Genomic DNA, 13,282 nt, shown 5'->3' with positions numbered 1-13,282 from the left:
GGGTGCTGCAGCACCCGCCGACTCTCAGTAACACCCGCCGACTCGCCCCCGACCCCTTGTCCACAGGTTGCAGCGGTGACGACTTCTCCCCAGATCGGTTTTCGAACGAAATCAAGGATCCGTTCGCCGCCACGATCGACCCATGCCCTCTCTCGCACCCGCCGCCGCTCGCCCCCTGCCGCACGTCCGTTCCGCCCTCCGCGCCGCTCTCGCCCTCGTCGCACCCGCCGATTGCGCCGGGTGCGGCGCCCCTGACATCGAGCTCTGCGCCGACTGTCGCCGTCGGCTCGAGCCTCGGCCCCTCGTCGCCGCTCTTCCCGACGGAACGCCGCTCGTCTCCGGCCTCGACTACGAGGGCACCGCCCGCGACGTGATCCTGGCCTTCAAGCAGTCGGGTCGATGGCGACTCGCCAAGCCCCTCGGGCCGGCGCTGGCGGCCGCTCTGCGGCTCGCGGCGGCGGGGTCGCCGGTCGGAGCGGCGGCGGCGGAGGGGCCGCCGGTCGGAGCAGCGGCGGCGGCGGCGGAGGGAGAGCCGGCCGATGCCGCTGCCGTCGCCGTGCTGGCAGTGCCACCCTCGCGGGCCGGCCGCAGGCGACGGGGCTACGACCCTGTCGACCTGCTGGTGCGAGCGGCGGGGGTGCGGGTGTCGAAGCCGGGGTTTCGGATCCTGCGGTCGTCGGCGCAGCAGAAGTCTCGCGGGCGGGCCGAGCGCCTGTCGGGGCGCCTCGGTTCGCTCGGCTGCTCGGGGCGATGGGCCGGTGCGCGGATCGTCATCGTCGACGATGTCTCGACGACGGGCGCGACCCTGCAGGAGGCCGTGCGAGCGGCCAGGGCCGCGGGTACGATCGTTCTCGGGGTCTGCTGCCTCGCCTCGACGCCACTGCGATCGGCGAGGCTGTGAGAAGCGGGAGAGACCGTGACGAAAAGATGAACAGCGCGTGACACGCACGCGTCGGGGTCGATACGGTGAACCACACGAGGCGTGAAAGCACTACCGCCTACACGAACGGCGGCACGCTGAAGTGGCTGGAGGAACGTCATGGACATTTCCGTAACGGGTCGAAACGTGGGCATCACCGATCGATTCCGCGAGTACTCCACCGAGAAAGCCGAGAAGGTCGGCAGCCTCGCCCCTCGAGCACTGGCGCTCGAGATCAAACTGACGAGGCACAACGAGAAATCCTCCGGGAGTGCGGGCGACGACCGAGTCGAGTTGACGCTCATCGGCCCCGGCCCCCTGGTCCGAGCCGAATCAAGCGGCTCCGACAAATACGTCGCCTTCGACCTGGCCATAGGCCGGTTGCTCGAACGAGTGCGACGAGCCAAAGACCGAACCAAGGTGCACCGAGGCCAGCACCGGCCAACGTCGCTGCACGAGGCGGCAGCCGTCGACTTCAGTCGAGCCGGAATCGTGCCGGCGTCAGCCGAGACGCTCGAGCAGGTCCGCACCGGGGCAGTGGCCACGGTCGCACCCGACGAGACCGCGGTCGAAGAGGAGTACTGCCCGGTCGTGATCCGCGAGAAGACGTTCGCGTCGACGCCCATGACCGTCGACGACGCGCTCTATTACATGGAGCTCGTCGGGCACGATTTCTACCTGTTCACCGACTCGGCCCACGACGGCCGACCGAGTGTCGTCTATCGCCGCAAGGGCTGGGATTACGGTGTCATCGCCCTCGACGACCAGGCGCCGACGCATCAGGAGACCGAGATGGCCATCCGGGGGGGCCTCGTCGGCTGAACCAGGTACTGACCACGGACCCCTGGGTCGGAGCGCTCGCGCTTCTTCCCAGGGGTTCGGCCAGTAGGCTTGCTAAAATCACGGGCTGGTAACGCATCACCGGCGTCACAGCCCACCATTTACCAGGAGTTTCCGTGGCCAACGTTCTCGAGAAAGTCCTTCGCGTCGGCGAGGGTCGCACCCTTCGCCGCCTCAAGGCCTATGCCAAAGCGGTCAACGACCTTGAAGACGACTTCAAGACGCTCACCGACGACGAGCTTCACAACGAGACGGCTGAGCTGCGCGAGCGCTACGCCGGCGGCGAGTCGCTCGACGACCTCCTGCCCGAGGCGTTCGCCGCCGTGCGCGAGGCCGCGAGCCGCACCCTCGGCATGCGTCACTTCGACGTGCAGCTGATGGGTGGTGCCGCGCTCCACCTCGGCAACATCGCCGAGATGAAGACCGGTGAGGGCAAGACGCTGGTCGCGACGACCGCCGCGTACCTGAACGCCATCGCCTCGCGCGGCGTCCACGTCATCACGGTCAACGACTTCCTCGCGAGCTACCAGTCCGAGCTGATGGGCCGCGTGTTCCGTGCCCTGGGCATGACGACCGGCTGCATCCTCGCGGGTCAGACTCCGGCCGAGCGGCGCGAGATGTACGCCGCCGACATCACCTACGGCACGAACAATGAGTTCGGCTTCGACTACCTGCGCGACAACATGGCGTGGCAGGCGAGCGACATGGTGCAGCGCGGCCACTTCTTCGCCGTGGTCGACGAGGTCGACTCGATCCTCATCGACGAGGCCCGCACCCCGCTCATCATCTCGGGCCCGTCGTCCGGCGAGGCAAACCGGTGGTTCGCCGAGTTCGCGACCCTGGCCCGCCGCCTTCAGCCCGGCATCGACTACGAGGTCGACGAGAAGAAGCGCACCGTCGGTGTGCTCGAGCCAGGCATCGAAAAGGTCGAAGACTACCTCGGCATCGACAACCTCTACGAGTCGGCGAACACGCCTCTGATCTCGTTCCTGAACAACGCCATCAAGGCCGACGCGCTCTTCAAGCGCGACAAAGACTATGTCGTGATCAACGGCGAGGTGCTCATCGTCGACGAGCACACCGGTCGCATCCTGTCGGGCCGCCGCTACAACGAGGGCATCCACCAGGCGATCGAGGCCAAGGAGGCCGTTGAGGTCAAGGCCGAAAACCAGACGCTCGCTACGGTCACGCTGCAGAACTACTTCCGCCTCTACAAGAAGCTCTCCGGCATGACCGGTACGGCCGAGACCGAGGCCGCCGAGTTCATGTCGACCTACAAGCTCGGCGTGGTGGCGATCCCGACCAACCGCCCGATGCAGCGAGTCGACCAGACCGACCTCGTCTACAAAAACGAGACGGCGAAGTTCGAGCAGGTCGCCGAAGACATCGCCGAGCGTCACGAGGCCGGTCAGCCCGTGCTCGTCGGCACCACGAGCGTCGAGAAGAGCGAGTACCTCTCGAAGCTCCTCGCCAAGAAGGGCATCAAGCACGAGGTCCTGAACGCGAAGAACCACGCTCGCGAAGCCGCCATCGTCGCGCAGGCCGGTCGCCTCGGCGCCGTCACGGTCGCCACCAACATGGCCGGGCGAGGTACCGACATCATGCTCGGAGGCAACGCCGAGTTCCTGGCCGTCGCCGAGATGAACTCTCGTGGGCTGAGCCCCGTTGACACCCCCGACGAGTACGAGGCCGCCTGGGACGACGTCTTCACGAACCAGAAGGCGTTCGTGCAGGAGGAGGCCGAGAAGGTCATCGAAGCCGGCGGCCTCTATGTGCTCGGCACCGAGCGTCACGAGTCGCGCCGTATCGACAACCAGCTTCGCGGTCGATCCGGTCGCCAGGGCGACCCGGGTGAGAGCCGCTTCTACCTCTCGCTCACCGACGACCTCATGCGCCTGTTCAACTCGGGTGCCGCCGAGAGCCTGATGGGCCGCGGCAACGTGCCCGACGACCTCGCGATCGAGAACAAGATCGTCGGCCGCGCCATTCGCTCGGCGCAGTCCCAGGTCGAGGGGCGCAACGCCGAGATCCGTAAGAACGTCCTCAAGTACGACGACGTCCTCAACCGACAGCGCGAGGCCATCTACGGCGACCGCCGACACATCCTCGAGGGCGACGACCTCCGCGAGCGAGCCGAGTCGTTCCTTGCGAGCGTCGTGAACGAGGTCATCGACTCCCATACCGGAGACGGCAACCCCGACGACTGGGATCTCGACGCCATGTGGACGGAGCTCGGCACCCTGTACCCGATCTCGATCACCATCGACGAGGTCATCACCGAGGCTGGCTCCAAGGCGAAGGCCACCCGAGAGTTCCTCGCCAAAGAGATCCTCTCCGACGCCCGTGTCGCCTACGAGGCCCGCGAGGAGTCGCTGGGCGACTCTGCCATGCGTGAACTCGAGCGCAAGGTCGTGCTCTCGGTGATCGATCGCCGCTGGCGCGATCACCTCTACGAGATGGACTACCTGAAAGACGGCATCGGCCTTCGAGCCATGGCTCAGCGCGACCCGCTGGTCGAGTACCAGCGCGAGGGCTTCGCTCTGTTCCAAAACATGATGGGCGCGATCCGAGAAGAGTCGATCGGCTTCCTGTTCAACCTCGAGGTCGAGGTGCAGAGCCAGGTCGGGCACGAGGGTCACGACCACGGTCCGATCATCGCGGCCAAGGGTCTCGGCGAGGGCGACAACAAAGACGCCGTGCTCAACTTCTCAGCTCCCAACACCGAGGGCGAGGTCGAGGTCCGCGACGAGCGGGGCCGCATCGAAAAGGCCGAGACCGCCCGCGCGCAGCGTCAGCAGCAGATCACCGAAGAGCTCGCCGACCCCGAGATCGCGGCCGCCCGCGCCACGTCGGGTTCGACCGAGGCCTCGGGTGGCGACGGGCTCCCCGTAGGCCGAGGTGCCTTCGGGCAGTCGACCTCGGGTGGCTCCGACGACGCCGCTCCGAACAACCGCGCCGAGCGTCGCTCGCAGAAGAAGAAGTAGCGGCTCCGTCCCGCACCACATCGGCCCCGGCCTGCGCACTGCGCGGGTCGGGGCTTGTGCATGGTGGGGCTGCTTCGGGCCAGGTCTAGTCGCGTTTCGCGGGTTTAGTCGCGCTACACCGCGACTAGACCTGCGAAACGCGACTAATTGGCGTCGTGTCGGCGTCGGCGTGCGCGGCGTCCGAAACGTCGCACACCGTTTCACGCACGGCTAACCGATTATTCGGTGAGCGTTGCGTGAAACGGTTAGCGAAGCGGCCCGAGCGAAGAAGCCGGGGCACCCACGACAGCTACAGCACGTGGATCGCCGTGGCACGCCACCGATGGTCGAACCCCTCGAGCCGCAGCGCCACCGCTCGGCTCCGCGCCCGCCCGTGCACCACGACGACCGCCTCGACTACGCCGTCGCAGGGCTCGTCGATCCGCACGCTGCCGACGCTCACGGCCGGGCGCTGGGCCGCTTCGCCCCGAGCGCTCCGAGCGCGAGCGGCGAGGTTCACCCGCTTCAGCAGGTGCGTAAAGACGTCGGCCGTCACCCAGCGAGTGATCTGCTCGATCTCGCGAGCACCCGCGAGGATCTCGACGACGCTCCGGGCGAGGTTTCGAGCAAGAGGCTCAGGATCCGGCAGCGCACTCCGCAGCGTCGGCTGCGGTTCGAAGAACGCATCCGCGACTGCCGGCGTAAGCCGTCGCCCGGACCGGCGCGGCGGTGACCCGGCGGGTGCGGGGGAGTGCTGACCACCGTCGTCGGTGATCGGATCGTCGCGACGGCGCGCGGCTGAAGAGGGGGGCATGTCGGCTGCTCTCGCTCGTGAACGGAATGAGCGTCCCGCACAGCGGGCGTAGCATCAACATATGACATTTCGAGGGAGCGACACGCGAGCGGGAGCAACCTGTGGACAAACTCGTCTGTCAGCGGCGAGGATCCGGATCCACGTCGGCAATGCTGCCGAAGTCGAAGCCGTTGAAGAGTGCTGTCCGACGCGCGTCTTCGTACCGGTCGTCGAGGTAGGCATTCAACTCGGACTCCTCGATCCGCCACGAGGGCACGACGCCGAGCTTCACAGCTCGCAGCTCTCCCGATTCGACGAGCGCGAGGACGTCGTCGAGGGGCAGGCTCAGCATTTCGGCAACCCGCTCGGAGGTGTAGAACCGACGCATCGGGGGCTCCTGTGCTGGCTCCATGCCTCGATTATCCGTCAGGACGAGTGCGAACGTGAGCCGTGTTGGGTGAGGACGCGTCGGATCCTCGGTTCGGGTCTTGTCGGACGGGGCGGATAGGCTGAAAGGGTGTCGACGCTCAGTGATCTCGTTCTCGCCCAGGGCCGCTCCAGTGAGGCCGATATCGAGTGGCTCCATCTGCTCGTGGGCGACTGGCAGCTGCTCGCCGACCTGGCGTTTGCCGACATGGTGCTGTGGGTGCCGACCGATTCCGATTCGTTCGTCGCCGTCGCGCACGCCCGGCCGTCGAGTTCGGCGACGCTCTTCTACCGCGACTTCGTCGGCCACGAGGTGCGCCCCGAGTGGCGTACGCAGGTGCAGCAGGCCTTCGACACCGCACACATCGTCGATTCCGCCGCCCCCGACTGGTACGAAGAGACCCCGACGCGGGTGCGCGCCGTTCCCGTGCTGCGTCGTCTCGGTGCCGGGCGGCCCGACATCAGCGAGAGGCCCGTCGCGGTCATCACCCGCCACACCAACCTGAGCGAGGCGCGCACGCCCAGCCGGCAGGAGCTCACGTTCAACCAGTGCGCCAACGACCTCTTCGCCATGATCGAGGGAGGTGATTTTCCTGATCTCGGAGCGCCGACCGGGCCCCGCCGTGGTGCACCGCGCGCTTCCGATGGTCTGCTTCGCCTCGACGTCGACGGAACAGTCGTCTTCGCCAGCCCGAACGGCCTCTCGGCCTTCAACCGGATGGGCTTCGTCGGCGAGCTCGAGGGCGAGTCTCTGGCCGAGGTCACCACCGGCCTGCTCGCCGGCAAGATCGTCATCGACGAGTCGCTGCCGCTCGTCGTCACCGGGCGCGCACCCTGGCGCACCGACATCGAGGCGCGCGGCGTGACCGTGTCGCTCCGCGCCATCCCGCTCCGCGACCGCGGTGAGCGCGTCGGGGCCATCGTGCTCTGCCGCGACGTGACCGAGCTTCGCCACCAGGAGCGCGAGCTGATCACCAAAGACGCGACCATTCGCGAGATCCACCACAGGGTCAAGAACAACCTGCAGACCGTGGCTTCACTCCTCAGGATCCAGGCCCGACGCACCCACACCGACGTCGCCCGCGATGCACTGAACCAGGCCATGCGGCGCGTGGCCTCCATCGCCGTGGTGCACGACACTCTGTCAGAGGGCCTCAGCCAGAACGTCGACTTCGACACCGTCTTCGACCGGGTGCTCATGCTGAGCGCCGAGGTTGCCTCGAGTCACAACACGACCGTGCGTCCGCAATTCACCGGCAGCTTCGGCGAGCTCCCCACCGAGTATGCGACGCCGCTCGCCCTGGCGCTGACCGAGCTCGTCACGAACGCCGTCGAGCACGGGCTCGACGGGCGCGACGGCGACGTCGAGATCAACGCCGAGCGCACCGAAGAGCAGCTCCGCGTCAAGGTGCGCGACAACGGTGTCGGCCTGCCCGAGGGCAAGGTCGGCTCGGGCCTCGGCACGCAGATCGTGCGCACGCTGATCCAGGGCGAGCTCGGCGGCACGATCGACTGGCACACGCTGGTCGGCTCGGGCACCGAGGTGACGATCGAGGTGCCGTTGCGGTTTATCGAGAACATGGAGCGCTAGGGGCTGCGCGTCCGTCGACCCGCCGTCGGTGGCCGTAGCTGGCGCGTGCGGCTACGCCAGCGCGTCGAGTGCCGCCTAACGCAGACGGTGGGGGCGCCAGTGCTGCATTTGGCGGCACTCGTGACCGTCGCGGGCTGTCGATCTACCGAACCGCGTTAATTGAGCGCACGAGTGCCCGAATTCGCACGTTCTCGTAGGCCGACGGCCCCCGGATCACGTCGTCGGCAGCGGGGTGGTTCAGAACGCTGGCAAAACAGGCCGATCTCCGGCGTCACTGGGCCCATTCGACCAGTTTTGCCAAAGTTCTGAACAGCGCAGGCGGCATCGCGTCGTCGGTCGCTTGGCCCCGAGCGTCGAGTGCCGCCAAATGCAGTGCGCGGGCTGGCCGAGGGGGCAATAGGCGGCACTCGCAGCCGCGGGTCAGCGGCAGCGGCGCCTGGCGGGCGCCGACGACACACCAAAGGGCGCGCTCCTCTGCAGGAACGCGCCCCCCGGGCGGTGCCGACCCCGCGAGAACGGCGGGTCAGCGTGTGAAGTTGTGGTGTGAGGCCGGCGGTCAGGAAGCGCGGCGGGCGCGAGCTGCGCGACGCTTGAGGGCGCGACGCTCGTCTTCGCTGAGGCCACCCCAGACGCCGGAGTCTTGCGACGTCTCCAGGGCGTACTGCAGGCACGTCTCGGTCACGGAGCAACGGCCGCACACCGCTTTGGCCTTGTCGATCTGGTCGACAGCGGGGCCGGTGTTGCCGACGGGGAAGAAGAGCTCCGGGTCTGCCGTGAGGCAGGCGGCCTTGTCGCGCCAATCCATCTAGTGGTACTCCTTTTGACTCTGAACGCCGAAGTTTGCCTGCTGAGGGCACAGCAAAACACCGGGCGTTCCGTGGGGGGAAAGAAAAAGAATTCGGGAGGCGCGCACGGCAATGTAAGCGTCACTTCAACCTCAAATATGGTCGCATACTGGTGTGACCAAATCAAGGGGTTAAGCGGAGGCTTTGAGCGTGACCGAATCAGCTAAACCACACGGAGTCGAAATGCCCACGCAACAGGTGTCGGCCCGTAGACACCCCCTTCTGCTCCTCCTCGTCGTGCTTCTCGCGCTCGAATTCGCTGCCATGGCCATCGTGTCGATCGCAATGCTGGTGGCGCTGTTCCGGGCGGAGGCCGACACACTCGCGGGCGGCATCGCGATTCTCGTGCTCGGAGTCATCGCGACGGTCTGGCTCGGGTTCATCGTTGTCGCGGCGTCTCGGGGGCGAGCGTGGATGCGCGGGGCGGCCATCGTATGGCAGGTGATCATGTTCGCCGTCGGGGTCGGCTGCTTCCAGGGGTTCACGGCGACGCCGGCCGCCGGGTGGGCGCTCGTGCTCCCGGCCCTGGCCGTGGTGATCTTGTTGGTGTCGCCCCCGGTCGTCAGGGCTACGACGGCGCGGTAGCCGGATCCTTGCGCTTGGGCTCGTGGTTTGAGGGCGCTTGCAAATTCGAAGGAGAAACCGCGCCCCCGTGACGACAAACCAAGGATCCGGCCCGGCCGGCGCGAGAATCTCCTTCGAATTCGGAGGAGCCCCGGATTAGCCGGCGTCGAGCCCGAGCTTCTTGCGCAGGCTCTTCACGTGGCCGGTGGCCTTGACGTTGTAGAGCGGGAGGTCGACCGACCCGTCTTCGCCGACCACAATCGTGGAGCGGATCACGCCCGTGACGGTCTTGCCGTAGAGCGACTTCTCGCCATAGGCGGCATAAGCCTTGTGCACTTCGAGGTCGGTGTCGGAGAGGAGGGGGAAGTTGAGCCCCTGCTCGTCGCGGAACTTCTGCAGCGCGGGAGCCTCGTCTTTCGAGACGCCGAGCACCTGGTAGCCGGCCGACTTCAGGGAGTTGATGTTGTCGCGGAAGTCGCAGGCCTCCGTCGTGCACCCGGGCGTCGACGCGGCCGGGTAGAAGTAGACGATCACTTTCTGCCCCCGGAAATCGTTCAGCGAAACGGGTGCGCCCGACTCGTCGGGGAGGGTGAAGTCGGGTGCCGCGGCACCCTTCTCGAGGCGTTCAGACATGGTTCTCCTTGGGGGATCGGATGCGGCAGGCCTGTGTTCGGGGCCTGTCGAATCTCATGCTAATGTTGTTCCTCGGTTGGGAAACTCTGGTTTCCACAGCCGCTGCACCTCTAGCTCAATCGGCAGAGCAACTGACTCTTAATCAGTGGGTTCTCGGTTCAAGTCCGAGGGGGTGCACGAAAATCAATCCCGGGTGTTCGCGGCAATCCGCTTCCCCGGGATTTTCGTTGTGCTGGTTTGGTCCGCTCCGCGGACGTGCCTTGGGCAAGGAGGGACGGGTCCGCTCCGCGGACGTGCCTCCGGCAAGGGCGGACGGGTCCGGTCCGCGGACGTGCCTTCGGCGGCGGTAATTGTTCCCGCAACCCAGTCCGCCGGTGCCTCAGCCGCGGCCTCCGTTCGGCCGAGACCCCTGGTGCGCTCGGGCGCTCCTGCTTTAGAATGTGTCGCTGCAGTGAGGTTTAAGCGCTCTAAGCAGCAGCCGAGTGACATTTAGGGGTTCTCGTGGTGGTTGACGTGGCAGGGCAGGCGCTGACGTTTGGCGAGCATCTCCGAGGCTGGCGACTCGTTCTCGGGCTCACGGCCCTTCAGGTGTGCGAGCGAGCTGACATCTCGCCCAATACGCTTCGAGCCCTCGAGCGCGGCAAGACAACCGTCGGCTTCGATACCGTTCTCCGGGTTGCTCGGGCGCTGGGTGTTCTCGACCAGCTGATCGAAAGCGTGGATCCACTCACGAGCGATCTAGGGCGGGCACGCGCTGCCGCGCTCGGGCGCCAACGGGTGAGCTCTCCACGGCGGATCGCGTCGGAATCGTGAGTACCGACGAGATTCGTGTTCACAGTGAGAGGGCGGGAGAAACCCTGTCTGCAGGCACCGCCTATTTCGTCTCGAGTCGGTCGAGCCTTAGTACGACCTTCACTTACGACCCTCGGTACCTCGCCCAGCTCGGTGCTCCCGCCATTGATCCTCGGCTCGACCTGGTCAGCGGTGCCCAGCACACGCGGGGACTACCGGGCGCATTCGGCGACGGTTCACCCGATCGGTGGGGACGAAACCTCATCGACAAGCGCGAGCGCGCCCTCGCCCGGGCGGAGAAGCGTCGGGCTCGCACCCTCGATGATGTGGACTATCTGCTTGGTGTCAGTGATCACACCCGACAAGGAGCCCTGCGGTACTCAAGGGGCCAGGAGGGCTTCCTCGCCGAAAATTCCGACGTCCCGAAGCTCATTAGTCTGCCGGCTCTTCTGCGTGCCGCCGACGACGTCTCGGCAGATCCAGACAACGCTGCCGCCGTGAAAGCACTACTGGACGCGGGCACGGGCTCCCTCGGTGGAGCGCGCCCGAAAGCAGCGGTCACGCTTGCCGACGGATCTCTCGGACTGGCGAAGTTTCCTCACGCGAGCGACCAGTGGGACGTCATGGGCTGGGAGGCGACGATGCTCGATCTCGCTCACGACGCTGGAATCACGGTGCCACGGCACTTCCTCACGAAGGCCGACGGGCGAAGCGTGCTTGTTCTCGGTCGCTTCGACCGCGACTCGATGGGGCGCCGTTTCGGCTACATCAGCGCGATGACTTTACTCGGATCGCGCGACGGCGAAGAGCGGGATTACGGCGACGTCAGTGACGAGCTCAACGGCACCTCTGCCGCGCTTCGAAAGGATCGCGTCGACCTGTACGACCGAGTCGCCTTCTCGGTGGCAGTGCACAACACTGACGACCATCTGCGCAACCTCGGATTGCTCGACACCGGCAGAGGTTGGAGGCTTGCGCCTCTTTTCGACGTCAATCCGAATCCCGATGAGGGTGCCACCCGCCGCACGAGCATTGCCGGAGCTGCCTCTCGTGACGACGAGGGCGAGGGGCTCATCGCGTTTGCGACCGACTGCGGACTCCCAGCCGACACCGCACACGATCGTCTGATGAGGTTGGCACGCAGCCTGGCTGTTTGGCGGGGGAAAGCTCGGGCGAACTCCGTCCCCGAGAATCAGCTGTCGTCAGTGGGGCACGTCATCGACGAGGGAGCCGCGCTTCTCGAACGGACCGCCGGGTCACTCTCCTGACCGTCACGCACCGGAGGGCGACACGTCGACCACCTTCGAGTCGCGACGCACGACGAAACCCATCGCCTCGTAGAGACCCCGCGCCGGGTTGCCGTGGGCGACGTGCAGGAACGCGCGATCGCCGTCACGCCGGATGCCCCGCGCGACCTCGGTGATGAGACGCCTGGCGTAGCCGCGACCACGGACTTCAGGATCCGCGCACACCGCGCTGATCTCGACCCACCCGGGCACGCTCAGACGTCGCCCCGCCATGGCCATGAGCCGCCCGCCCTCGATGACGCCGACGTACCCGCCGAACTCCACGGTGCGCGGGAGGAACGGCCCCGGACGGGTCAGTGCCGTCAGCCGAAGCATCTCGGGAACATCCGTCTCGTCGAGGTCGACGATGTCGGAGAGCCGTTCTCCGGAGGTGTCGACGTCGTCGTCGGTCAGCTGGGTGAGACCCAGGTCGAGGTGCGTCTGCCAGCCGTGCGCCACGTCGAACTCGGACGGCACGAACATCGCGATCGTGTCCGCGCCCGCGATCGTCGCGAGGGAGGCCCAGTCGTCGTCGGTCGCGTCGAAAGGAATGGAGCCGAACGGTGCCACGTCGCTCGGATAGCGCAGGGCGGCGCCTTCGGCGAGGGCGTAGTGAGCGTGGCGCGTGCGGAGAGCGACGCCGATCGGGTCGTCGAGAGGGTGCGCGTTCATGGTGCGTCAACGCTAGCGGCCTGCAAAGACATTCCCCGTTGAGGTCGATGACGGTCTACCGTGTGGCCCGTTAACATGCTTTTCACACGCGGAAACGTGGCCGAAACACCAAACGGTATACCGTTTTGACATGAGCCGAAATGACACCGTATCGCTGGAGACAAGCCGATGAGCGGGTTCCGACTGGTGGGCGTGCTGCACCTCCCGCCCCTGCCGGGCGCGGCCAATTACGAGGGACGCCCGGTCGCCGAGATCGCCGCTGCCGCTGCCGACGACGCGCGGATCCTCGAGGCGGCCGGGTTCACCGACGTCATGATCCAGGACGCGAGTGACGAACCCCAGCCGACTCTCGTGGGCGCCGCGACGGTGGCAGCGCTGGCCGTCGTCGGAGCCGCCGTGCGCGCAACCACCACGATCGGACTCGGCGTGGTCGTCGGCCACAACGACGGACCGTCGGGCGTCGCCATCGCGCACGCCGTCGGCGCTTCGTTCGTGCGGGTCAAGGTGCTCACCGGCGTCTCGATCGGACCGACCGGGTGGATGGAGGGCTGCTCGCTCGAGGTCGCCCACACGAAGCGCCTGCTCGGCAGCGACGTCGAGATCTGGGCCGATCTGCACGAGGCCACGAGCCTGGCCCTCAGCGGAGATCTCGCCTGGGCGGCCGCTCAGGCCCTCGACTTCGGCGGTGCGGATGCGGTCATCGTCACTCGGGACTCCGGCGTCGCCGATGCGGTGGCCGACATCGCCGCTCTCCGTGCCAGCGGTGCCGTTGCCGCCGACGTACCCGTCTACATCGGCGGCCGCGTGAACGGCTCGAATCTGGCGACCGCCGTGGGCGGCTCGGACGGCGCGATCCTCGGCAGCGTTCTCAAAGACGGCGACGGCTACGACGCCCGAATCGACCCGACCACCGCTACTTCTCTCGGCGACGCCGCCCGCGGCCACCTCGCCTGAACTC

General features: G+C 67.0%; 13 protein-coding genes and 1 tRNA gene. 9 read left to right on the top strand and 5 right to left on the bottom strand.

All coding sequences use genetic code 11. From position 1 onward, the window contains the following. The first annotated feature begins 142 nt into the window (after positions 1-142). The 3 genes from ASF54_RS04630 to secA all read left to right on the top strand — a co-directional run bounded on the left by ASF54_RS04630 (position 143) and on the right by secA (position 4,743). A complete protein-coding gene (locus tag ASF54_RS04630) occupies positions 143-901 on the top strand; it encodes a ComF family protein (RefSeq protein WP_055959339.1) in 759 nt (252 codons plus the stop codon). 138 nt (positions 902-1,039) lie between these two features. Next, a complete protein-coding gene (hpf, locus tag ASF54_RS04625) occupies positions 1,040-1,741 on the top strand; it encodes a ribosome hibernation-promoting factor, HPF/YfiA family (RefSeq protein ID WP_055959337.1) in 702 nt (233 codons plus the stop codon). Between the two features lie 134 nt (positions 1,742-1,875). Further along, positions 1,876-4,743 carry a preprotein translocase subunit SecA gene (secA, locus tag ASF54_RS04620; protein WP_055959335.1) on the top strand — a complete coding sequence of 956 codons (2,868 nt, stop codon included), beginning with the start codon at positions 1,876-1,878 and terminating at the stop codon, positions 4,741-4,743. A gap of 289 nt (positions 4,744-5,032) precedes the next feature. Here secA and ASF54_RS04615 read toward each other — a convergent pair whose 3' ends face one another. After that, positions 5,033-5,536, bottom strand: coding sequence for an Rv3235 family protein (locus tag ASF54_RS04615; protein ID WP_235480939.1), 504 nt, complete (start codon positions 5,534-5,536; stop codon positions 5,033-5,035). A 118-nt stretch (positions 5,537-5,654) separates the two neighbouring features. Further along, complete coding sequence (locus ASF54_RS16625) at positions 5,655-5,927, bottom strand: helix-turn-helix domain-containing protein (RefSeq protein WP_055959333.1); 273 nt, start codon at positions 5,925-5,927, stop codon at positions 5,655-5,657. A gap of 105 nt (positions 5,928-6,032) precedes the next feature. Here ASF54_RS16625 and ASF54_RS04605 point away from each other — a divergent pair, with 105 nt between their 5' ends. Then, positions 6,033-7,532, top strand: coding sequence for a sensor histidine kinase (locus ASF54_RS04605; protein WP_055959331.1), 1,500 nt, complete (start codon positions 6,033-6,035; stop codon positions 7,530-7,532). A gap of 556 nt (positions 7,533-8,088) precedes the next feature. Here ASF54_RS04605 and ASF54_RS04600 read toward each other — a convergent pair. After that, a complete protein-coding gene (locus ASF54_RS04600; RefSeq protein WP_055959328.1) occupies positions 8,089-8,337 on the bottom strand; it encodes a WhiB family transcriptional regulator in 249 nt (82 codons plus the stop codon). Positions 8,338-8,560: 223 nt separating this feature from the next. Here ASF54_RS04600 and ASF54_RS04595 point away from each other — a divergent pair, with 223 nt between their 5' ends. Further along, positions 8,561-8,962, top strand: coding sequence for a hypothetical protein (locus tag ASF54_RS04595; RefSeq protein WP_055959325.1), 402 nt, complete (start codon positions 8,561-8,563; stop codon positions 8,960-8,962). Between the two features lie 135 nt (positions 8,963-9,097). Here ASF54_RS04595 and bcp read toward each other — a convergent pair whose 3' ends face one another. Beyond that, on the bottom strand, positions 9,098-9,574 hold the full coding sequence (gene bcp, locus ASF54_RS04590) for a thioredoxin-dependent thiol peroxidase (RefSeq protein WP_055959323.1): 477 nt from the start codon (positions 9,572-9,574) through the stop codon (positions 9,098-9,100). Positions 9,575-9,678: 104 nt separating this feature from the next. Here bcp and ASF54_RS04585 point away from each other — a divergent pair. From ASF54_RS04585 to ASF54_RS04575, 3 genes are all read left to right on the top strand, one after another. Beyond that, a tRNA-Lys gene (locus tag ASF54_RS04585) sits at positions 9,679-9,751 on the top strand. A gap of 324 nt (positions 9,752-10,075) precedes the next feature. Next, complete coding sequence (locus ASF54_RS04580; protein ID WP_055959321.1) at positions 10,076-10,387, top strand: helix-turn-helix domain-containing protein; 312 nt, start codon at positions 10,076-10,078, stop codon at positions 10,385-10,387. Next, a complete protein-coding gene (locus ASF54_RS04575) occupies positions 10,384-11,634 on the top strand; it encodes a type II toxin-antitoxin system HipA family toxin (RefSeq protein ID WP_055959319.1) in 1,251 nt (416 codons plus the stop codon). Before ASF54_RS04580 ends, ASF54_RS04575 begins: the two co-directional genes overlap by 4 nt. Positions 11,635-11,637: 3 nt before the next feature. Here the strand turns inward: ASF54_RS04575 and ASF54_RS04570 are convergent, their stop codons facing one another. Beyond that, a complete protein-coding gene (locus ASF54_RS04570; protein WP_055959317.1) occupies positions 11,638-12,324 on the bottom strand; it encodes a GNAT family N-acetyltransferase in 687 nt (228 codons plus the stop codon). 168 nt (positions 12,325-12,492) lie between these two features. Here ASF54_RS04570 and ASF54_RS04565 point away from each other — a divergent pair, with 168 nt between their 5' ends. Continuing rightward, the gene (locus tag ASF54_RS04565; protein ID WP_055959316.1) at positions 12,493-13,278 is read left to right on the top strand and encodes a BtpA/SgcQ family protein; all 786 of its coding nucleotides are present in this window, start codon (positions 12,493-12,495) and stop codon (positions 13,276-13,278) included. The last annotated feature ends 4 nt before the right edge of the window (positions 13,279-13,282 follow it).

It is taken from the genome of Frondihabitans sp. Leaf304 (assembly GCF_001423105.1).
Taxonomy (GTDB): Bacteria; Actinomycetota; Actinomycetes; order Actinomycetales; family Microbacteriaceae; genus Frondihabitans.
Note: the sequence above shows the minus strand (reverse complement) of the source record. Positions and strands in the feature narration are given on the sequence as shown.

Bases quoted from the DNA above. Each gene is read 5' to 3' on its own strand.
- ASF54_RS04630 (WP_055959339.1), top strand. From the start codon at position 143: ATGCCCTCTCTCGCACCCGCCGCCGCTCGCCCCCTGCCGCACGTCCGT.
- bcp (WP_055959323.1), bottom strand. From the start codon at position 9,574: ATGTCTGAACGCCTCGAGAAGGGTGCCGCGGCACCCGACTTCACCCTC.
- ASF54_RS04615 (WP_235480939.1), bottom strand. From the start codon at position 5,536: ATGCCCCCCTCTTCAGCCGCGCGCCGTCGCGACGATCCGATCACCGAC.
- ASF54_RS04565 (WP_055959316.1), top strand. From the start codon at position 12,493: ATGAGCGGGTTCCGACTGGTGGGCGTGCTGCACCTCCCGCCCCTGCCG.
- ASF54_RS04570 (WP_055959317.1), bottom strand. From the start codon at position 12,324: ATGAACGCGCACCCTCTCGACGACCCGATCGGCGTCGCTCTCCGCACG.
- hpf (WP_055959337.1), top strand. From the start codon at position 1,040: ATGGACATTTCCGTAACGGGTCGAAACGTGGGCATCACCGATCGATTC.
- ASF54_RS04600 (WP_055959328.1), bottom strand. From the start codon at position 8,337: ATGGATTGGCGCGACAAGGCCGCCTGCCTCACGGCAGACCCGGAGCTC.
- ASF54_RS04595 (WP_055959325.1), top strand. From the start codon at position 8,561: ATGCCCACGCAACAGGTGTCGGCCCGTAGACACCCCCTTCTGCTCCTC.
- ASF54_RS16625 (WP_055959333.1), bottom strand. From the start codon at position 5,927: ATGGAGCCAGCACAGGAGCCCCCGATGCGTCGGTTCTACACCTCCGAG.